Annotated in this window: 17 protein-coding genes and 7 tRNA genes; 23 read left to right on the forward strand and 1 reads right to left on the reverse strand. The window is 53.0% G+C overall.

Translation table 11 applies throughout. From position 1 onward, the window contains the following. The first annotated feature begins 53 nt into the window (after nucleotides 1-53). The 13 genes from nagB to U0026_RS16090 all read left to right on the forward strand — a co-directional run bounded on the left by nagB (nucleotide 54) and on the right by U0026_RS16090 (nucleotide 8191). Nucleotides 54-854: a glucosamine-6-phosphate deaminase gene (gene nagB, locus U0026_RS16030; RefSeq protein WP_062775153.1), complete on the forward strand. Its 801-nt coding sequence runs from the start codon at nucleotides 54-56 to the stop codon at nucleotides 852-854. Between the two features lie 58 nt (nucleotides 855-912). Continuing rightward, entirely contained in the window at nucleotides 913-2061 is a 1149-nt protein-coding gene (gene nagA / locus U0026_RS16035; RefSeq protein WP_062775155.1) for an N-acetylglucosamine-6-phosphate deacetylase, read from the forward strand. A gap of 8 nt (nucleotides 2062-2069) precedes the next feature. Beyond that, on the forward strand, nucleotides 2070-3290 hold the full coding sequence (nagC, locus tag U0026_RS16040; protein WP_062775157.1) for a DNA-binding transcriptional regulator NagC: 1221 nt from the start codon (nucleotides 2070-2072) through the stop codon (nucleotides 3288-3290). Between the two features lie 67 nt (nucleotides 3291-3357). Beyond that, nucleotides 3358-4110: an HAD-IIA family hydrolase gene (locus tag U0026_RS16045; RefSeq protein ID WP_062775158.1), complete on the forward strand. Its 753-nt coding sequence runs from the start codon at nucleotides 3358-3360 to the stop codon at nucleotides 4108-4110. A gap of 278 nt (nucleotides 4111-4388) precedes the next feature. Then, a complete protein-coding gene (locus U0026_RS16050; RefSeq protein ID WP_062775160.1) occupies nucleotides 4389-5297 on the forward strand; it encodes an amidohydrolase family protein in 909 nt (302 codons plus the stop codon). 284 nt (nucleotides 5298-5581) lie between these two features. Continuing rightward, complete coding sequence (gene asnB / locus U0026_RS16055; RefSeq protein WP_062775162.1) at nucleotides 5582-7246, forward strand: asparagine synthase B; 1665 nt, start codon at nucleotides 5582-5584, stop codon at nucleotides 7244-7246. A gap of 238 nt (nucleotides 7247-7484) precedes the next feature. Next, a tRNA-Met gene (locus tag U0026_RS16060) sits at nucleotides 7485-7561 on the forward strand. An 8-nt stretch (nucleotides 7562-7569) separates the two neighbouring features. Next, a tRNA-Leu gene (locus tag U0026_RS16065) sits at nucleotides 7570-7654 on the forward strand. A 23-nt stretch (nucleotides 7655-7677) separates the two neighbouring features. Continuing rightward, a tRNA-Gln gene (locus tag U0026_RS16070) sits at nucleotides 7678-7752 on the forward strand. A 36-nt stretch (nucleotides 7753-7788) separates the two neighbouring features. Beyond that, nucleotides 7789-7863: transfer RNA gene (locus U0026_RS16075), tRNA-Gln, on the forward strand. Nucleotides 7864-7884: 21 nt separating this feature from the next. After that, nucleotides 7885-7961 (forward strand) — tRNA-Met (locus U0026_RS16080). A 46-nt stretch (nucleotides 7962-8007) separates the two neighbouring features. Beyond that, nucleotides 8008-8082: transfer RNA gene (locus U0026_RS16085), tRNA-Gln, on the forward strand. A gap of 34 nt (nucleotides 8083-8116) precedes the next feature. Further along, a tRNA-Gln gene (locus tag U0026_RS16090) sits at nucleotides 8117-8191 on the forward strand. A gap of 195 nt (nucleotides 8192-8386) precedes the next feature. Here U0026_RS16090 and ubiF read toward each other — a convergent pair. Beyond that, nucleotides 8387-9562, reverse strand: a complete 1176-nt coding sequence (gene ubiF / locus U0026_RS16095; protein WP_062775271.1) for a 3-demethoxyubiquinol 3-hydroxylase — start codon at nucleotides 9560-9562, stop codon at nucleotides 8387-8389. 150 nt (nucleotides 9563-9712) lie between these two features. Here ubiF and miaB point away from each other — a divergent pair, with 150 nt between their 5' ends. From miaB to rihA, 10 genes are all read left to right on the forward strand, one after another. Next, nucleotides 9713-11137: a tRNA (N6-isopentenyl adenosine(37)-C2)-methylthiotransferase MiaB gene (gene miaB, locus U0026_RS16100; RefSeq protein ID WP_062775164.1), complete on the forward strand. Its 1425-nt coding sequence runs from the start codon at nucleotides 9713-9715 to the stop codon at nucleotides 11135-11137. Between the two features lie 154 nt (nucleotides 11138-11291). After that, nucleotides 11292-12338, forward strand: coding sequence for a PhoH family protein (locus U0026_RS16105; RefSeq protein WP_062775166.1), 1047 nt, complete (start codon nucleotides 11292-11294; stop codon nucleotides 12336-12338). Continuing rightward, the gene (gene ybeY / locus U0026_RS16110) at nucleotides 12335-12808 is read left to right on the forward strand and encodes an rRNA maturation RNase YbeY (RefSeq protein ID WP_062775168.1); all 474 of its coding nucleotides are present in this window, start codon (nucleotides 12335-12337) and stop codon (nucleotides 12806-12808) included. Before U0026_RS16105 ends, ybeY begins: the two co-directional genes overlap by 4 nt. Nucleotides 12809-12967: 159 nt before the next feature. After that, entirely contained in the window at nucleotides 12968-13846 is an 879-nt protein-coding gene (gene corC, locus U0026_RS16115) for a CNNM family magnesium/cobalt transport protein CorC (RefSeq protein WP_062775274.1), read from the forward strand. A 5-nt stretch (nucleotides 13847-13851) separates the two neighbouring features. Further along, nucleotides 13852-15390 (forward strand): apolipoprotein N-acyltransferase, encoded by a 1539-nt coding sequence (gene lnt / locus U0026_RS16120; protein WP_062775169.1) that lies wholly within the window; start codon nucleotides 13852-13854, stop codon nucleotides 15388-15390. Between the two features lie 439 nt (nucleotides 15391-15829). Next, nucleotides 15830-16741 (forward strand): amino acid ABC transporter substrate-binding protein, encoded by a 912-nt coding sequence (locus tag U0026_RS16125; RefSeq protein ID WP_062775170.1) that lies wholly within the window; start codon nucleotides 15830-15832, stop codon nucleotides 16739-16741. A 170-nt stretch (nucleotides 16742-16911) separates the two neighbouring features. After that, nucleotides 16912-17652: an amino acid ABC transporter permease gene (locus U0026_RS16130; RefSeq protein ID WP_062775172.1), complete on the forward strand. Its 741-nt coding sequence runs from the start codon at nucleotides 16912-16914 to the stop codon at nucleotides 17650-17652. Next, nucleotides 17652-18329, forward strand: a complete 678-nt coding sequence (gene gltK, locus U0026_RS16135) for a glutamate/aspartate ABC transporter permease GltK (protein ID WP_062775174.1) — start codon at nucleotides 17652-17654, stop codon at nucleotides 18327-18329. The genes U0026_RS16130 and gltK overlap by 1 nt, the downstream gene beginning before the upstream one ends. After that, nucleotides 18326-19051 (forward strand): amino acid ABC transporter ATP-binding protein, encoded by a 726-nt coding sequence (locus U0026_RS16140; protein ID WP_062775175.1) that lies wholly within the window; start codon nucleotides 18326-18328, stop codon nucleotides 19049-19051. The genes gltK and U0026_RS16140 overlap by 4 nt, the downstream gene beginning before the upstream one ends. A 181-nt stretch (nucleotides 19052-19232) precedes the next feature. Further along, the gene (gene rihA, locus U0026_RS16145) at nucleotides 19233-20168 is read left to right on the forward strand and encodes a pyrimidine-specific ribonucleoside hydrolase RihA (protein WP_062775177.1); all 936 of its coding nucleotides are present in this window, start codon (nucleotides 19233-19235) and stop codon (nucleotides 20166-20168) included. Nucleotides 20169-20183 lie beyond the last annotated feature (15 nt).

A 20183-nucleotide genomic window follows, 5' to 3' on the forward strand; every position in this document is an offset into this window, starting at 1 on the left:
TACATAGAGACGCCATCCGCCAACTTTTTATATTTTACATATTGAGGTGAAGAATGAGACTGATTCCTCTTGTTAACGCTGAACAAGTCGGCAAATGGGCGGCTCGCCACATCGTTAACCGTATCAACGCATTTAAACCTACCGCTGACCGTCCATTTATTCTTGGACTGCCAACCGGTGGAACTCCGCTGGCAACCTACAAAGAACTAGTGGGAATGCATAAAGCGGGCCAGGTGAGCTTCAAACACGTTGTCACCTTCAACATGGACGAATATGTTGGGCTAGCAAAAGATCACCCAGAAAGCTATTACACCTTCATGCACCGCAATTTCTTTGACCATATTGATATCCCAGCAGAAAACATCAACCTGCTGAATGGCAATGCGCCAGATGTTGATGCAGAATGTCGTCGCTATGAAGAAAAAATTCGCTCCTACGGCAAAATTAACCTGTTTATGGGCGGCGTTGGCAATGATGGCCATATCGCGTTCAACGAACCGGCTTCTTCACTCTCTTCACGTACCCGCATCAAAACGCTGACTCACGAAACCCGTGTCGCCAACTCACGTTTCTTTGATGGTGATGTCGCGCAGGTACCAAAATATGCGCTGACCGTCGGCGTAGGCACCCTGTTGGATGCCGAAGAAGTGATGATTCTGGTACAGGGCGCGACCAAAGCGCTGGCCCTGCAACAGGCCGTTGAAGGCAACGTTAACCACATGTGGACCATTACCTGTCTGCAACTGCACCCGAAATCACTGATCGTGTGCGATGAGCCTTCCACCATGGAGTTGAAGGTCAAGACGCTGAAATATTTCCACGAACTCGAAGCGGAAAATATCAAAGGTCTGTAATGTCTTACCGTCCCGTAGCCAGCCTGCGGGACAACATTTTTGAACACCGGGGGTCGTAATGTATGCATTAACCCATGGCCGGATTTATACCGGTCACGAAATTCTGGATGACCATGCGATTATCGTCGCCGATGGCCTAATTGAACGTATTTGTCCACTGGCTGATGTACCCGCGAACGTCGAACAGCGTTCCGTCAATGGCGCCATTCTCGCCCCTGGTTTTATCGACGTTCAGCTTAACGGCTGCGGCGGCGTACAGTTCAACGATACGCCAGAAGCAGTAAGCGTTGAAACGCTGGAAATCATGCAGAAAGCCAACGAGAAATCGGGCTGTACCAACTTCCTGCCAACGCTCATCACCGCCGGCGATGATCTGATGAAGCAGGGTGTGCACGTGATGCGTGAGTACCTGGCAAAACATCCAAACCAGGCGCTGGGTCTGCATCTTGAAGGTCCATGGCTGAATATCGTCAAAAAAGGCACTCACAACCCAAGCTTCGTGCGTAAACCCGATGCTGAGCTGGTGCAGTTCCTGTGCGATAACGCTGACGTCATCACTAAAGTTACTCTGGCACCGGAAATGGTTGCCCCGGAAGTCATCACCGCGCTGGTCAATGCCGGTATCGTGGTGTCTGCGGGTCACTCTAATGCCACGGCGAAAGAGGCACGTATCGGTTTCCGTGCGGGGATCTCATTTGCCACCCACCTGTTCAACGCCATGCCGTATATGTCTGGCCGCGAACCAGGTCTGACTGGCGCCATCCTTGATGCCGATGAAATTTACTGCGGTATCATCGCCGACGGCCTGCACGTCGACTACATCAATATCCGTAACGCCAAGCGCTTAAAAGGTGACAAGCTGTGCCTGGTGACCGACGCCACCGCGCCAGCAGGTGCCAATATTGAGCAGTTCATTTTTGCCGGTAAAACAATATACTACCGAAACGGACTGTGCGTTGACGAAAACGGTACATTGAGCGGCTCCTCCCTGACGATGATCGAAGGGGTACGCAATCTGGTTCTGCACGCGAATATTGCGCTGGACGAAGTACTGCGTATGGCAACCCTCTACCCTGCCCGCGCCATTGGCGTAGACAAACAGTTAGGCAGCATTGCACCGGGCAAAGTGGCGAACCTGACTGCGTTCACCCACGATTTTAAAATCATCAAGACCATCGTTAATGGCAACGAGGTCGTTACTGAGTAAGAGAAAGTATGACATCAGGCGGACAAGCTCAAATTGGTAATGTTGATCTCGTAAAACAGCTTAACAGTGCGGCCGTTTACCGCCTGATTGACCAGCATGGGCCAATCTCGCGCATTCAGATTGCCGAGCAAAGTCAGCTTGCGCCCGCCAGCGTGACAAAAATCACGCGTCAGCTTATCGAGCGCGGATTGATCAAAGAAGTCGATCAGCAGGCCTCCACCGGGGGCCGCCGCGCTATCTCGATCATTACCGAAACTCGTCATTTCCACGCCATTGGCGTTCGTCTTGGCCGTCACGATACCACCCTCACCCTCTACGATCTGAGCAGCAAAGTGGTTGCGGAAGAGCATTTCCCACTCCCGGAACGTACCCAGGAGACACTGGAACACGCGCTGCTGAATACTATCGCCACGTTTATTGAATCGTATCAGCGTAAAATTCGCGAACTGATCGCCATTTCCGTCATTCTGCCGGGTCTTGTGGATCCTGAAAGCGGCGTAATTCGCTACATGCCGCATATCCCGGTCGAGAACTGGCATTTGGTCGAGGCGCTGCAAAAACGCTTTAACGTCACCTGTTTTGTTGGCCACGATATCCGCAGTCTGGCGCTAGCGGAGCACTACTTCGGTGCAAGTCAGGATTGTGATGATTCCATTCTGGTGCGTGTCCACCGGGGAACAGGCGCGGGCATTATCTCCAACGGGCGGATATTTATCGGTCGTAACGGTAACGTGGGTGAAATCGGTCATATCCAGGTCGACCCGCTTGGCGAACGCTGCCACTGCGGTAACTTTGGCTGTCTGGAAACCGTTGCCGCCAATGCCGCCATCGAACAACGCGTCCGCCATCTGCTTGAGCAGGGCTATCACAGCCGCGTCACGCTGGATGACTGCAACATCAAAACCATCTGCAAGGCCGCAAACAAAGGCGACCCACTGGCAACTGAAGTCATTGAGCACGTAGGTCGCCATCTGGGCAAAACCATTGCGATTGCCATTAACCTGTTCAACCCACAAAAAGTGGTGATTGCCGGGGAGATTATCGAGGCCGATCGCGTGTTGTTGCCCGCCATCGAAGGCTGCATCAATACTCAGGTACTCAAAGCATTTCGCAAGAATCTGCCGGTAGTGCGCTCCACTCTTGACCATCGCTCGGCGATTGGCGCGTTTGCGCTGGTCAAGCGCGCAATGCTCAACGGTATCCTGTTACAACATTTGTTGGAAGGTTAGCCGTAAGAGGCAACGCCCTGGATAACGTGTATAATTACGCCTCTTTAAAACAAACGCCAGGTAGTCCATGACCATTGAGAATGTAATCTGTGATATTGACGGCGTGCTGATGCACGACAACGTTGCCGTGCCGGGCGCGGCGGAATTCGTTGCACGCGTACTCGAAAAAGGTATGCCGTTTCTTTGTCTGACCAACTACCCTTCGCAGACAGGTCAGGATTTGGCGAACCGCTTCGCCACCGCAGGCATCGATGTGCCTGACAGCGTGTTTTATACCTCCGCCATGGCAACAGCCGATTTCCTGCGTCGCCAGGAAGGAAAAAAAGCGTACGTTGTCGGCGAAGGTGCATTGATCCACGAACTCTATAAAGCTGGCTTCACTATTACCGACGTCAACCCAGACTTCGTTATCGTGGGTGAGACCCGTTCTTTTAACTGGGAAATGATGCACAAAGCGGCATTCTTCGTGGCTAATGGTGCACGCTTCATCGCAACAAACCCAGATACGCACGGTCGCGGCTATTACCCGGCCTGTGGCGCACTTTGTGCCGGCATCGAAAAAATTTCGGGCCGTAAACCGTTTATCGTTGGCAAGCCAAGTCCGTGGATCATCCGCGCCGCACTAAACAAGATGCAGGCGCATTCCGAGCAGACTGTCATCGTCGGCGACAATCTGCGTACCGATATTCTGGCGGGTTTCCAGGCTGGGCTTGAGACGATTCTGGTCCTCTCCGGTGTCTCTACCGTGGATGACATCGATAATATGCCGTTCAGACCATCGTGGATTTATCCGTCAGTTGCGGAAATCGACATTCTCTAAAACAGCCGCCAGTGTAAATGGGTAATTAAATTCGCCGCCACGGTCTATTTATTACCCATAACCAAACATCGCCCACGAGATCAAGCGTGAGCGGGCTCACAGGCGCATGTTTTACCTACCAATAAAAACGCTGTTGCCTTGGGCATTGGTCTAAATCATCTTGCTTATCCGCGATTTATAGTAGCTCGTCAGCTCACGCATCCGCCCGCAAAGCCCAACAATAAATACCACCTCTGACACCCTCAGGGCTGCCTGTGAGCGATGCAATGGAGATAATCATGCTTAGCCGTCGTCAATTCCTTGCCGCCAGCACAGCGTTACCGCTGGCCTGTGCACTGCGCCCGGCGTTCGCTGCCATTCCATCCCCGTTGATGATTGATTCTCACGTCCACGTCTGGAAAACCGACCCACGCTATCCCTACGCCAAAGACCGTAAAACGCCGCCGCAGGATTTTACCGCCGAAATGCTGCTCGACCTGATGGCGGCCAATGGCGTTGCACGCACCGTCATCGTGCAGGTAATTCACTACCGCTGGGATAACCGCTATCTGGCTGATGTCCTGCGCCAGTATCCGGATAAATTTCAGGGGATCTGCCGCGTTAACCCGGAAGACCCAGCCGCACCGGAGCATCTGGCACGTCTGACGACTGAAGACGGTTTTCGCGGCGTGCGCCTGAGTCCATCCGATAAGGCCGACGGCGATTGGATCCGTGGGCCGCTGATGAAACTGCTCTGGCGTCAGGCTGCCGACCTGAAAGTGCCGATGACCATTCTGGCGGCCCCCAGTAGGATGCCCGATTTGATAACGTGGATTGAGCAGAACCCAGAATTGACGGTGGTTATCGACCATATGGCCGACTCACCGCTCAATCAACCTGATGAGCTGAACAAGCTACTGGCGCTGGCCCGCTATCCTCACGTATATGTGAAGATTTCACATATGTGGTCGCTCTCCCAGCAGCCCTACCCGTATTCTGACGCTGCGCGACAGGTCAAGCAGGTGTTCGACGCGTTTGGTCCACAGCGCCTCATGTGGGGTACCGATTGGCCTATCTGCCTGAACAAGCTCAGCTATGCCCAAGCGGTGGCGCTCTATCGCGATCATCTTGCGTGGCTGTCACCGCAGGACAGGCAACAAATCCTTTATAAAACGGTGCAGGACATCTGGCCGTTTGGTGTGGCGTAGCCTCATTTCCCCCGTAGTTTGACGTCTGCGGGGGTATTTAAGGAATATAAAAATAGAATCATTAATAAAAAACGGTTTTAATTGAAGATTCATCAATAACAGAAGGTTTCACATACGTATTTTTTAGTATTCAACAACACCTATTGAATTTTTTCTCATTACCCCCGGAAAAGCCTTGCGCCCATCCGCCCTTTCCGGCATTTTTTTAGTTATGCAAAGGCACCGCGATTGCGCAGCGCCACACAATTAAACAGCACAACACCACAGGGTTAACGGAGAAGTCTATGTGTTCTATTTTCGGTGTATTGGATATTAAAACTGACGCGGGCGAGCTGCGTAAAAAAGCGCTGGAACTTTCCCGCCTGATGCGCCACCGTGGCCCGGACTGGTCCGGTGTCTACGCCTGTGATAAAGCGATTCTGGCGCATGAGCGCCTGTCGATAGTTGACGTCAACGCCGGTGCTCAGCCGCTGTATAACGAAAAGAAAACGCACGCTCTGGCAGTTAACGGTGAAATCTACAACCATCAAGCGCTGCGTGCTGAATACGCTGACCGCTACCAGTTCCAGACCGGTTCAGACTGCGAAGTGATTCTCGCGCTGTATCAGGAAAAAGGCCCGGACTTCCTCGACGAGCTGGAAGGGATGTTTGCGTTCGTACTGTACGACAGCGAAAAGGATGCTTACCTGATTGGCCGCGACCACATCGGCATTATCCCGCTGTATATGGGCCATGACGAATTCGGTAACTTCTACGTAGCCTCTGAAATGAAAGCGCTGACGCCGGTATGCCGCACTATTCAGGAATTCCCGGCAGGCAGCTATCTGTGGAGCAAAGACGGTGAAATCCGCCAGTACTATCAACGTGATTGGTTCGACTACGACGCGGTGAAAGATAACGTGACCGATAAAAACGAACTGCGTCAGGCGCTGGAAGATTCCGTTAAAAGCCACCTGATGTCCGACGTACCCTACGGCGTATTGCTGTCCGGCGGTTTGGATTCTTCGGTTATCTCTGCTATCACCAAGAAATACGCCGCCCGACGTGTGGAAGATCAGGAACGTTCAGAGGCCTGGTGGCCACAGCTGCACTCCTTCGCGGTCGGTCTGGTGGGTTCTCCTGACCTGAAAGCAGCGCAGGAAGTGGCAAACCATCTCGGCACCGTACACCACGAGATTCACTTTACCGTGCAGGAAGGTCTGGATGCGATTCGTGATGTGATTTACCACATCGAAACCTATGACGTGACCACCATTCGCGCCTCGACGCCGATGTATTTGATGTCGCGTAAAATCAAAGCGATGGGCATCAAGATGGTGCTGTCCGGCGAAGGTTCTGATGAAGTGTTTGGCGGCTACCTGTACTTCCATAAAGCGCCAAACGCCAAAGAGCTGCACGAAGAGACCGTCCGTAAGCTGCAGGCGCTGCATATGTACGACTGTGCTCGCGCCAACAAAGCGATGTCCGCCTGGGGTGTGGAAGCGCGCGTACCGTTCCTGGATAAAAAATTCCTCGACGTGGCCATGCGCATCAACCCGCAGGACAAAATGTGCGGCAACGGCAAAATGGAAAAACACGTGCTGCGTGAATGCTTTGAATCCTATCTGCCAGCAAGCGTAGCATGGCGTCAGAAAGAACAGTTCTCCGACGGCGTGGGCTACAGCTGGATTGATACGCTCAAAGAAGTAGCGGCAAAACAGGTAACCGATCAGCAACTGGAGACCGCGCACTTCCGCTTCGCGTACAACACGCCAACCTCAAAAGAAGGCTATCTGTACCGCGAAATCTTTGAAGAGCTTTTCCCGGTGCCTAGTGCCGCAGAATGTGTACCGGGCGGCCCGTCCGTTGCCTGTTCTTCCGCAAAAGCGATTGAGTGGGATGAAGCGTTCAAAACCATGGACGATCCTTCAGGACGCGCGGTAGGTGTCCACCAGTCTGCATATCAGTAAGTCTATAAGTCACTTTCGTTTTCAGGCCCCTATGGTACATAGGGGCTTTTTTATTGGACGTATCATATTCGTTAATAACGCGAAACGACCAATAATTGCCGAATATTGCGCCAGGCTGTTCGCAACCTAACCAAACAGTCACATTCCAGTGAATTTCATTGAAAAAGGTGTTGACGGTATTAGGCTCAATAAGCATAATGCGCCCCGCAACGCCGATAAGGTAGCGCGAAAAAAAGATGGCTACGTAGCTCAGTTGGTTAGAGCACATCACTCATAATGATGGGGTCACAGGTTCGAATCCCGTCGTAGCCACCATCTTTTTTGCGGGAGTGGCGAAATTGGTAGACGCACTAGATTTAGGTTCTAGCGCCGCAAGGTGTGCGAGTTCAAGTCTCGCCTCCCGCACCATTCACCCGTAAGCGTTGCACGGATGGGGTATCGCCAAGCGGTAAGGCACCGGTTTTTGATACCGGCATTCCCTGGTTCGAATCCAGGTACCCCAGCCATTTTTCTTCGATATTTGCGGATTGCCGCGACGGTATTGGGGTATCGCCAAGCGGTAAGGCACCGGTTTTTGATACCGGCATTCCCTGGTTCGAATCCAGGTACCCCAGCCATCGAAGAAAAAAAATAGTACCGGCTACGTAGCTCAGTTGGTTAGAGCACATCACTCATAATGATGGGGTCACAGGTTCGAATCCCGTCGTAGCCACCAAATTCAGAATTTCTCGAAAACATCGATAAATTCGAAAAAAAATTGTTGGGGTATCGCCAAGCGGTAAGGCACTGGTTTCTGATACCAGCATTCCGAGGTTCGAATCCTCGTACCCCAGCCATTTTCAAAGTCGTTCATATTGTGAACGCACCCGTTGGGGTATCGCCAAGCGGTAAGGCACTGGTTTCTGATACCAGCATTCCGAGGTTCGAATCCTCGTACCCCAGCCATATTCGAAAAGCTCGCTTCGGCGAGCTTTTTTCGTTTTGATGTATTCTAAAAAATCTCGCCCGCTCTCCTCTTACTTTTTCACGTAATCAATCCGGGTTAGCCTTACTCACGGCTATGTTATGTGCGTAGCCTTCCCGGGATACTGGTTGGTGTAGGCCGGATAAGGCGTAGCCACCATCCGGCATTTTTGTAGGTTACAACCCTAACGCATATTTCAACGCCTGATGCTTTAAAACGCCCGCACGCTGCGCAGCCATCAAGCCAACGTTTCGCAACACACGTAACGGCCCAAGATCGTTACTGAATCCGGCATAGAAAAGATCCATGCCGCTTTGCATCAGCAAATTGTCCACCCGACGACGCGCCTGATAACGTTGCAGCACCGACAGACTGGCCCAGTTTTCACCGACACTACGTGCATTGGCCAGTACATCCAAAAGCGCATCAACATCGCGGTAGCCCAGGTTTACCCCCTGCCCCGCCAGCGGATGAATGGTATGGGCTGCATCGCCCACCAGCGCCAGACCTGGCTGCACATATTGCTGAGCATGACGGCGTGTCAGCGGGAAAGCTCCAGCAGCGACTGGCGTGACATGACCTAAACGTTCCGGGAAGTGGTTCGTGATTTCTCGCTGAAGCTGCGGCATCGATAATGACTGTAACTGGCGGATCCGCGCCGGAGTGTCGTACCACACCAGCGAGGCCCAATTATCAAACAGCGGTAAAAAGGCGCGCGGCCCGGCGGGTGAAAACTGTTGCCAGGTACTGTCACCGGGTTCATTTTCGGATTTCACGGTAATCAACATACAGGATTGCGGATATTGCCAGCCGTGAATGCCGATACCCGCCTGTTGACGAACCTGTGACAGCGCGCCATCGGCCCCCACCACCAACTTCGCGTGAATCTCGCTCCCGTCTGCCAGGCGCAGCACATCTCCCTCACCCTCCGGAGACATATTGTTGAGCGTCGTGCCCTCACGCAGCGTGACCTGCGGATGCGCTGCCAGTGCCTGCCAAAGCGCGCGTTGCAGGACGTTATTCTCAACCATAAACCCTAGATTTGGCAGCTTTAGCTCTGACGCATCGAAGACCACGTGCGCGTTCTGCCACTCCCATGTTTCAAGACGACGCCACGGGTGCGCGCGCATGGCCAGCACCGCATCCCACACACCCAGACTGCGTAATAAAGCGACAGAGGAAGCACTAATGGCAGAGATTCGCACATCCGGCGGTGAAGAGGGATCGAAATCCGGCGGCGCACTTTTTTCCAGCACGGTAACGGTAAAACCGTTCTGCGCCAGCCCTAATGCCAGTGCTCCACCGACCATACCACTGCCGACGACGGCAACGTCTGTGTGTAGGATTGTCATCATTTATTATCCTTAAACCTGAATCTCTTAAGTTTACCGGACTTTTCCGGACTTGAGGCCAATAACCGTCACACTGGTCACCATCGCATCAAAGCATTACAATACGCGCCCTGCAATGTTGGCAATTTCTAATCGAGCAAGAGCAAGTCGATGACAAAAAAACTCCATATTAAAACCTGGGGCTGTCAGATGAACGAGTACGATTCATCAAAGATGGCCGATCTGCTGGATGCCACTCACGGCTATAAACTGACCGAGGTGGCAGAAGAAGCAGACGTATTGCTGCTGAACACCTGCTCAATTCGTGAGAAAGCTCAGGAAAAAGTCTTCCACCTATTAGGCCGCTGGAAATTACTTAAAGCAAAAAATCCAAAGCTTATTATAGGGGTGGGCGGTTGCGTCGCCTCACAGGAAGGCAAACTTATCCGCCAACGTGCGCACTACGTGGATATTGTTTTTGGCCCACAGACCTTGCACCGTCTCCCTGAAATGATCGACGCCGTACGTGATAACCGCCGCCCGGTTATCGACGTGAGCTTCCCGGAAATTGAAAAGTTTGACCGCCTGCCTGAGCCACGCGCCGACGGCCCAACCGCGTTTGTTTCCATCATGGAAGGCTGCAATAAATACTGTACCTACTGCGTGGTTCCCTACACCCGTGGTGAAGAAGTCAGCCGTCCCTGCGATGACATCCTGTTTGAAATTGCCCAACTGGCAGCTCAAGGTGTGCGTGAAGTAAACCTGCTGGGGCAGAACGTCAACGCCTGGCGTGGTGAGAACTACGATGGCACAACCGGCTCCTTTGCCGAACTGCTGCGTCTGGTCGCCGCCATTGACGGCATTGACCGCGTGCGCTTTACCACCAGCCACCCTATCGAATTTACCGACGATATTATCGACGTTTATCGTGATACGCCGGAACTGGTGAGCTTCCTGCATCTGCCGATTCAGAGTGGTTCTGACCGCGTACTGAACCTGATGGGACGTACCCACACGGCGCTGGAATACAAGTCCACGATCCGTAAGCTGCGCGAAGCACGCCCGAATATCCAGATTAGCTCTGACTTTATCGTCGGTTTCCCCGGTGAAACTGACCAGGACTTTGAGCAGACCATGAAGCTGATTGCCGACGTCAACTTCGACGTCAGTTTCAGCTTCGTCTTCTCAGCCCGCCCGGGTACGCCAGCGGCAGATATGGTTGACGATGTCCCTGAAGCGGATAAAAAGCAGCGCCTGTATATTTTGCAAGAACGCATCAACCAACAGGTTATGGCCTGGAGCCGCCGTTTACTCGGCACCGTCCAGCGAATTCTGGTGGAAGGCACCTCGCGTAAGAGCATTATGGAGTTGACCGGGCGCACCGAATGCAACCGGGTGGTCAACTTCGAAGGTTCGCCGGATATGATCGGTAAATTTGTGGATGTCGAAATCGTCGATGTTTACACCAACTCCGTACGCGGTAAGCTAGTACGTACCGAAGACGAGATGGGTCTGCGCATCGTGGAATCGCCGGAGTCGGTGATTGCCCGTACCCGTAAAGAAAGCGATTCAGGCGTCGGCATTTATCAGCCTTAATCTTCATGGCTCGTCAATTCTGGCGGGCCTTGTATTTTTCCCTGCTATCCCCATATTTGTTGCAACGCTTGCGCCTTTTTACTGTGGCGTGAATAATTCCTTTATCAGCCGGTAATCGTAAGCCTTCCGGCAACTCATGCATAAGAGGAACAGTTTGAACATAGACACTCGCGAAATTACCCTGGAGCCAGTCGACAATGCCCGTCTGCTGAGCCTGTGCGGCCCGTTTGATGACAACATCAAACAGCTGGAGCGACGACTGGGCATCGAAATCAACCGCCGCGATAACCATTTCAAACTGACGGGACGCGCCATCTGCGTGACCGCCGCTGCCGATATTCTGCGCAGCCTGTATGTTGACACTGCACCAATGCGCGGCCAGATTCAGGATATTGAGCCTGAACAGATCCATCTGGCGATTAAAGAAGCCCGCGTGCTGGAACAGAGCGCCGATAGCGTGCCGGAGTACGGTAAAGCTATCAATATCAAAACCAAGCGCGGGGTGATTAAGCCGCGCACGCCAAACCAGGCGCAGTACATCGCGCATATTCTCGACCACGACATTACCTTTGGCGTGGGCCCTGCGGGTACCGGTAAAACTTACCTGGCGGTTGCCGCGGCGGTGGATGCGCTGGAGCGTCAGGAAATCCGTCGTATTCTGCTGACCCGTCCGGCGGTGGAAGCCGGTGAAAAACTCGGCTTCCTGCCGGGCGACCTGAGCCAGAAAGTCGATCCTTACCTGCGTCCGCTGTATGACGCGCTGTTCGAGATGCTCGGCTTTGAGAAGGTTGAGAAACTAATAGAACGCAACGTGATTGAAGTGGCTCCGCTGGCCTATATGCGCGGTCGTACCTTAAACGATGCTTTTATTATTCTCGATGAGAGCCAGAACACCACCATCGAACAGATGAAGATGTTCCTGACCCGTATCGGCTTTAACTCAAAAGCGGTCATTACCGGTGATATCACCCAGATTGACCTGCCGCGCAGCACTAAATCTGGCCTGCGTCACGCGATTGAAGTGCTGGCCGAAGTCGATGAAATTAGCTTTAACTTCTTCCACAGCGAAGACGTGGTCCGCCATCCGGTGGTTGCCCGTATCGTGAATGCCTATGAGGCGTGGGAAGAAGCCGATCAAAAACGTAAAGCCGAGCAGGCCGCAGAACGTAAACGCGACGCTCAGGCGCAGGAGCAGAAATGAGTCAGGTGATCCTCGATCTCCAGTTGGCCTGTGAAGATAACACCGGTTTGCCAGAAGAAAGTCAGTTCCAGAAGTGGCTGGATGCCGTTATTCCTCAGTTCCAGGCCGAGTCCGAAGTGACCATTCGCCTGGTCGATACCGCGGAAAGCCATGAGCTAAACCTTACCTACCGCGGTATGGATAAGCCCACCAACGTGCTGTCATTCCCGTTTGAAGCCCCACCGGGCATCGAGCTGCCGCTGCTGGGCGATCTGATTATTTGTCGTCAAGTAGTAGAGCGTGAGGCCACTGAACAGGGCAAGCCGCTGGAAGCACACTGGGCGCACATGGTGGTCCACGGTAGCCTGCATTTGCTGGGCTATGACCATATCGAAGATGAAGAAGCGGAAGAGATGGAAAGCCTTGAGACAGAGATAATGCTTGCTCTCGGCTATGAGGATCCGTACATTTCCGAGAAGATTGCTGAATAGTAGCTTGCCGGATGGCGGCGCTTGCGCCTTATCCGGCCTACATTCATGCATTTTGTAGGCCTGATAAGCGTAAACGCCATCAGGCCATACATGCCGTCCGGCGCTGAATTTACGCGCGACGAGCGACAATTAATCCAACATGAGAACCCAAACGACGCCATGAGCGACGACAATTCACACAGTAGTGACACAGTAAACAGCAAAAAGGGATTCTTCTCCCTCTTACTCAGCCAGCTCTTCCACGGTGAACCGAAAAACCGTGACGATCTCCTGGCGCTGATCCGTGATTCCGGGCAGAACGAGCTTATCGATGAAGATACGCGCGACATGCTTGAAGGGGTAATGGATATCGCTGACCAACGCGTCCGCGACATCATGATCCCGCGCTCTCAAATGATCACCCTAAAACGCAACCAAACCCTGGACGAATGTCTCGATGTCATCATTGAGTCCGCCCACTCGCGTTTCCCGGTTATCAGCGAGGACAAAGATCACATTGAAGGGATTCTGATGGCCAAAGACCTGCTGCCGTTTATGCGCAGCGATTCTGAAGCTTTCAGCATGGATAAAGTGTTACGCACCGCGGTTGTCGTACCGGAAAGCAAACGGGTTGACCGTATGCTCAAGGAATTCCGCTCCCAGCGCTACCATATGGCCATCGTTATCGATGAGTTTGGCGGCGTCTCTGGACTGGTGACGATTGAAGATATTCTTGAACTGATCGTGGGTGAAATTGAAGATGAGTATGACGAAGAAGACGATATCGACTTCCGTCAGCTCAGCCGTCACACCTGGACGGTTCGCGCACTGGCCTCGATTGAAGACTTCAACGACGCGTTCAGTACTCATTTCAACGATGATGAAGTTGATACTATCGGCGGACTGGTGATGCAGGCCTTTGGTCATCTGCCCGCACGCGGCGAAACTATCGACATTGATGGTTACCAGTTTAAGGTCGCCATGGCGGATAGCCGTCGTATTATTCAGGTTCACGTTAAAATCCCGGACGATTCCCCACAACCGAAACTGGATGAATAATCTCCATGGCATTTGCCTCATTGCTTGAACGCCAGCGCATTCGTCTGCTGCTGGCGCTACTTTTCGGAGCCAGCGGAACGCTGGCTTTTTCTCCTTATGACATCTGGCCTGCTGCGATAATTTCACTGTTCGGTCTGCAGGCCCTGACGCTCAACCGTCGGCCAGTGCAGTCCGCCGCTATCGGTTATGCGTGGGGCTTTGGTCTGTTCGGTGCCGGCATTAACTGGGTCTACGTCAGTATTGCCCAGTTTGGCGGTATGCCGGGCCCGGTCAACGTCTTCCTCGTCGTCCTGCTGGCGGGTTATCTCTCGCTGTATACCGGTCTGTTCGCGGGGATTTTGTCGCGCCTGTGGCCGAAGACGAACTGGGTACGCATGGCTATCGCCGCGCCGGTCGTCTGGCAGCTCACCGAGTTCCTGCGCGGTTGGGTGCTAACCGGCTTCCCATGGCTGCAGTTTGGCTATAGCCAGATTGACGGCCCGCTGAAAGGGCTGGCACCCGTCATGGGCGTCGGCGCGATTAACTTCCTGCTGATGGCGGTGAGCGGTCTGCTGGCGCTAGCGCTGGTCACCCGCAACTGGCGTCCGCTGGCGGTTGGCGTGGTGTTATTTGCCCTGCCATTCCCGCTGCGTTACATCCAGTGGTATACGCTTCAGACCGATAAAACCACTCAGGTTTCGATGGTCCAGGGTGATATTCCACAGGCGCTGAAGTGGGATGAAAATCAGTTGCTCAATACGTTGAAGGTTTATCTCGACGCTACCGAAAAAGTGATGGGCAAATCCGAGCTGATTATCTGGCCAGAGTCGGCGATTCCCGATCTGGAGATTAACCAGCAGCGCTTCCTGAGTATGATGGACGATCTTCTGCGGGCGAAAAACAGTACGCTGATTACCGGTATTGTGGATTCACGCCTCAACCAGCAGAATCGTTACGACACCTACAACACCATCATCACACTAGGCAAAGATAGCCCGTACAGCTATGAGTCGAAGAATCGCTACAACAAAAATCACCTGGTTCCGTTTGGTGAGTTTGTGCCGCTGGAATCCATCCTGCGTCCGTTAGCACCGTTCTTCGACCTGCCGATGTCGTCATTCAGCCGTGGACCGTATGTCCAGCCACAGCTGCAGGCACATAACCTGAAGCTGACGGCGGCTATCTGCTACGAGATTATTCTCGGTCAGCAGGTGCGTGATAATTTCCGCCCGGACACCAACTTCCTGCTGACCATTTCTAACGATGCATGGTTTGGTAAGTCCATCGGCCCGTGGCAGCACTTCCAGATGGCGCGAATGCGTGCGCTGGAGCTCGCTCGTCCACTGCTGCGTAGCACCAACAATGGCATTACCGCTGTGATTGGCCCACGCGGTGAGATTCAGGCGATGATCCCGCAGTTTACCCGCCAGGTTCTGACCACCAAAGTGACGCCAACGACGGGCTTAACGCCGTATGCGCGTACCGGTGACTGGACACTGTGGCTAATTACCGCACTGTTTGGTTTTGGTGCACTGGTGATGAGCCTGCGTCAGCGCCGCAAGTAACACATTGCACTATCGAATGTAGGCCGGATAAGGCGGTACGCCGCCATCCGGCAGTCGTTCGGCACCATGCCTGATGGCGCTGCGCTTATCAGACCTACAAAATCCTTTTCGCTCACAACTCCCCCTTCTGAAGTCCATTCTGGCACGCCACTTGCTTAATATAATCAAGAGGCTGCACCTCATCACTTAGCGCAACCCGGTTGCACCACCAAAAGACATCGGTAGCACCATTATCGTGCAAACGACCTTTTTTGCCTCAAAGTGGTGCGGCGCGCTTCGCAAAAATAAACAATAAAGCAGCAAAATCTTTACATTAAGCCAAACTAAATGCTAACAAACACACATAACGCTGCACGCTAAAAGCACAGCCTATAACAACACAACAATCACAATGGGTATCAATGCATCCTGGCCGATGCAGAGGATAAAGGAGTTGGACATGCAATTACGTAAACTGGCCGCTGCCATGCTGGTCATGGGTGTCACCGCAGGTCTGGCACACGCAGAAGACGCAAAGCCTGCTACGCAGGGTTCGACGCTGGATAAAATCGCGAAGAACGGCGTTATCGTTGTCGGTCACCGTGAATCATCCGTACCGTTCTCCTATTACGACAACCAACAAAAAGTCGTGGGTTACTCTCAGGACTACTCCAACGCCATCGTTGAAGCTATCAAGAAAAAGCTCAACAACCCGAAACTGGAAGTGAAGCTGATTCCTATCACTTCGCAAAACCGTATCCCGCTGCTGCAAAACGGCACCTTCGATTTTGAATGTGGTTCAACCACCAACAACGTTGAACGCCAGAAACAGGCTTCCTTCTCTGACACCATCTTCGTGGTCGGTACCCGTCTGCTGGCGAAAAAAGGCGGTGATGTTAAAGATTTCGCTGACCTGAAGGGGAAAGCGGTTGTCGTGACTTCCGGCACCACCTCCGAGATTCTGCTGCACAAGTTGAATGACGAGCAGAAAATGGATATGCGCATCATCAGCGCCAAAGACCACGGCGATTCCTTCCGTACCCTGGAAAGCGGTCGTGCCGTTGCCTTTATGATGGATGATGCCCTGTTAGCGGGTGAGCGCGCGAAAGCCAAAAAACCGGACAACTGGGAGATCGTCGGCAAGCCACAATCTCAGGAAGCCTACGGCTGTATGCTGCGTAAAAATGACCCAGACTTCAAAAAGCTGATGGACGACACCATCGCTCAGGCGCAGACCTCTGGCGAAGCGGCGAAATGGTTTGATAAGTGGTTCAAAAACCCAATCCCACCGAAAAACCTGAACATGAACTTCGAGCTGTCTGAAGAGATGAAAGCGCTGTTCAAAACGCCAAATGACAAAGCACTTAACTAATTAGAAAAACGGGGCGGAATTATCTGCCCTCTCGATTGTGGTTCAGCACGGACAGACTATAAGTCAGGTGGTCGTTCCCCACCTGACCTGAATACCGCAAAACGCTGTTCTACAATCTTCGAGGGTAGCAGGAGAGTTCCTGCTACCCTTTTTTTTCCAGGAGTTTATTTATGTCCATAGACTGGAACTGGGGTATCTTTTTACAAGACGCTCCTTTCGGCAACACAACCTATCTCGGCTGGCTCTGGAGCGGTTTTCAGGTCACCGTCGCCCTTTCTATTACTGCATGGATTATCGCTTTTCTCGTTGGTTCGCTATTTGGTATTTTGCGTACTGTACCTAATCGTTTTTTGTCGTCACTTGGCACCTGTTACGTCGAACTGTTCCGTAACGTTCCGCTGATCGTGCAGTTCTTTACCTGGTATCTGGTGGTTCCGGAATTGCTGCCGGAAGACCTCGGCATGTGGTTTAAATCGGAGCTGGATCCAAACATTCAGTTCTTCCTCTCCTCAATGATCTGTCTGGGTCTGTTTACCGCTGCGCGCGTCTGCGAACAGGTACGTGCTGCGATTCAGTCGCTGCCACGTGGGCAGAAAAGCGCTGCACTGGCGATGGGGCTGACGCTACCGCAAGCCTACCGCTATGTCCTGCTGCCAAACGCCTATCGCGTTATCGTCCCGCCGATGACTTCCGAGATGATGAACCTGGTGAAAAACTCGGCCATCGCCTCAACTATCGGACTCGTTGATATGGCTGCGCAGGCGGGCAAACTGCTGGACTACTCCGCACACGCCTGGGAATCCTTTACGGCGATCACCCTCGCTTATGTATTGATAAACGCCATTATTATGCTGGTCATGGCTCTGGTTGAACGCAAAATTCGCCTGCCGGGCAACCTGGGGGGTAAATAATGTACGAATTTGACTGGAGCTCTATCATCCCGTCGATGCCCTACCTGCTAGCCGGGCTGGTCATCACCCTTAAAATTACCGTCACCGCGATTATTATCGGGATCGTCTGGGGAACGCTGCTGGCCGTCATGCGGCTGTCGACGTTTAAACCTGTCGCCTGGTTTGCCAAAACCTACGTCAACGTCTTCCGTTCAATACCGCTGGTAATGGTGTTGCTGTGGTTCTATCTGATTGTGCCAGGGTTCCTGCAAAACGTGCTGGGACTGTCGCCAAAAAGCGATATCCGCCTGATTTCGGCAATGGTGGCGTTTTCGATGTTTGAAGCGGCTTACTATTCGGAAATCATCCGCGCCGGCATTCAGAGTATCTCACGCGGGCAATCGAGCGCCGCGCTGGCGCTGGGAATGACCCACTGGCAGTCAATGAAACTCATTATTCTGCCGCAGGCCTTCCGTGCGATGGTTCCACTGCTGCTCACCCAAGGGATCGTCCTGTTCCAGGATACCTCGCTGGTGTATGTGTTAAGCCTCGCGGACTTCTTCCGTACCGCCTCGACCATTGGTGAGCGTGACGGTACTCAGGTCGAAATGATCCTGTTTGCAGGTTTTGTTTATTTTGTGATTAGCCTTAGCGCCTCGCTGCTGGTCAGCTATTTGAAGAAAAGGACTGTGCAATGATTACCCTGAAAAATGTTTCTAAATGGTATGGTCACTTTCAGGTGCTGACCGACTGTTCCACGCAAGTGAAAAAAGGCGAAGTGGTGGTGGTTTGCGGGCCGTCTGGCTCGGGTAAATCGACGCTGATTAAAACCGTTAACGGTCTGGAGCCGGTGCAACAAGGCGAGATCCAGGTAAACGGCACCCAAGTGAACGATAAGAAAACGGATCTCGCGAAGCTGCGTTCTCAGGTCGGCATGGTGTTCCAGCATTTTGAGCTGTTCCCGCATTTGTCGATTATCGAGAACCTGACACTGGCACAGGTCAAAGTGCTTAAACGCGATAAAGCCGCCGCCCGCGATAAGGGATTAAAACTACTAGAACGCGTGGGGCTTTCGGCGCATGCCAATAAGTTCCCGGCGCAGCTTTCCGGCGGCCAGCAGCAGCGTGTCGCCATCGCGCGCGCGTTATGTATGGATCCGGTCGCCATGTTGTTTGATGAACCGACTTCCGCGCTCGACCCTGAGATGATCAATGAAGTGCTGGACGTTATGGTAGAGCTTGCCAACGAAGGCATGACCATGATGGTGGTGACCCACGAAATGGGCTTTGCCCGTAAAGTGGCTAACCGGGTGATCTTTATGGATGAAGGCAAAATCGTCGAAGATGCCGATAAAGAGGCGTTCTTCGCCAACCCGAAATCCGATCGTGCAAAAGACTTCCTCGCGAAAATTCTGCACTAAACAGTAGCCCGGGCGAGGCGTTTACGCCGACCCCGGGGTAGCTCGGTGCCAAATCCCGGCGGCGCTTTGCCTGGCCGGGCGACTCATTCGTGCACCTCATCACGCTTTCAGGTTTCTATTCTCGTTCATTCCACATACAAGCTTTACCCTTGTCACAAAACAACGCTGACAAGGAACTGCTATGGCACAGCCAATTATTCTTGATTGCGATCCGGGTCATGACGACGCGATCGCCATTGTACTCGCCCTCGCCTCCCCTGAGCTTGAAGTGAAAGCGATCACCTCCTCCGCCGGTAATCAGACGCCGGAGAAAACGCTGCGTAACGTGCTGCGCATGCTCACCTTGCTAAAGCGCCCGGATATTCCCGTCGCTGGCGGTGCCGTGAAGCCGTTGATGCGAGAGCTTATCATCGCCGATAACGTTCATGGCGAGAGTGGTCTTGATGGCCCGGCGCTACCGGAGCCGTCGTTCGCCCCGCAAAATTTCACCGCCGTCGAACTGATGGCTAAAACCCTGCGTGAGAGTCCGAATCCAGTAACCATTGTCTCTACCGGCCCGCAAACCAACGTTGCACTGTTGCTTAATAGCCATCCGGAACTTCATGCCAAAATCAATCGCATCGTCATCATGGGCGGTGCCATGAGCCTGGGTAACTGGACACCGGCGGCTGAATTCAATATCTACGTTGATCCTGAAGCCGCTGAAATTGTTTTCCAGTCAGGGATCCCGGTGGTAATGGCCGGGCTTGATGTAACCCATAAAGCACAAATCCACGCCGCCGACACCGAACGTTTTCGCGCCATTGGCAACCCTATCTCCACCATCGTGGCGGAATTACTCGATTTCTTTATGGAGTACCACAAAGACGAGAAATGGGGATTTGTCGGCGCACCGCTGCATGATCCGTGCACCATTGCATGGCTGCTGAAGCCGGAGATGTTTACCACCGTTGAATGCTGGGTGGGCGTGGAAACCCAAGGCAAATATACCCAGGGGATGACGGTCGTGGATTACTACTTCCTGACGGGGAATAAACCAAATGCAACGGTGATGGTTGATGTTGATCGCCAGGCGTTTGTGGATTTGTTGGCTGAGCGTTTGAAGTTTTACGGCTGAGTCTTTCCCGGGGCG

Origin of the sequence: Kluyvera intermedia (assembly GCF_034424175.1) — a bacterium.
GTDB lineage: Bacteria > Pseudomonadota > Gammaproteobacteria > Enterobacterales > Enterobacteriaceae > Kluyvera > Kluyvera intermedia.

Coding starts and splice junctions, on each gene's coding strand:
- nagB (WP_062775153.1), top strand. CDS start 54: ATGAGACTGATTCCTCTTGTTAACGCTGAACAAGTCGGCAAATGGGCG.
- ubiF (WP_062775271.1), bottom strand. CDS start 9,562: ATGACAATCCTACACACAGACGTTGCCGTCGTCGGCAGTGGTATGGTC.
- nagA (WP_062775155.1), top strand. CDS start 913: ATGTATGCATTAACCCATGGCCGGATTTATACCGGTCACGAAATTCTG.
- U0026_RS16050 (WP_062775160.1), top strand. CDS start 4,389: ATGCTTAGCCGTCGTCAATTCCTTGCCGCCAGCACAGCGTTACCGCTG.
- U0026_RS16140 (WP_062775175.1), top strand. CDS start 18,326: ATGATTACCCTGAAAAATGTTTCTAAATGGTATGGTCACTTTCAGGTG.
- U0026_RS16045 (WP_062775158.1), top strand. CDS start 3,358: ATGACCATTGAGAATGTAATCTGTGATATTGACGGCGTGCTGATGCAC.
- rihA (WP_062775177.1), top strand. CDS start 19,233: ATGGCACAGCCAATTATTCTTGATTGCGATCCGGGTCATGACGACGCG.
- nagC (WP_062775157.1), top strand. CDS start 2,070: ATGACATCAGGCGGACAAGCTCAAATTGGTAATGTTGATCTCGTAAAA.
- lnt (WP_062775169.1), top strand. CDS start 13,852: ATGGCATTTGCCTCATTGCTTGAACGCCAGCGCATTCGTCTGCTGCTG.
- miaB (WP_062775164.1), top strand. CDS start 9,713: ATGACAAAAAAACTCCATATTAAAACCTGGGGCTGTCAGATGAACGAG.
- ybeY (WP_062775168.1), top strand. CDS start 12,335: ATGAGTCAGGTGATCCTCGATCTCCAGTTGGCCTGTGAAGATAACACC.
- U0026_RS16130 (WP_062775172.1), top strand. CDS start 16,912: ATGTCCATAGACTGGAACTGGGGTATCTTTTTACAAGACGCTCCTTTC.
- gltK (WP_062775174.1), top strand. CDS start 17,652: ATGTACGAATTTGACTGGAGCTCTATCATCCCGTCGATGCCCTACCTG.
- asnB (WP_062775162.1), top strand. CDS start 5,582: ATGTGTTCTATTTTCGGTGTATTGGATATTAAAACTGACGCGGGCGAG.
- corC (WP_062775274.1), top strand. CDS start 12,968: ATGAGCGACGACAATTCACACAGTAGTGACACAGTAAACAGCAAAAAG.
- U0026_RS16125 (WP_062775170.1), top strand. CDS start 15,830: ATGCAATTACGTAAACTGGCCGCTGCCATGCTGGTCATGGGTGTCACC.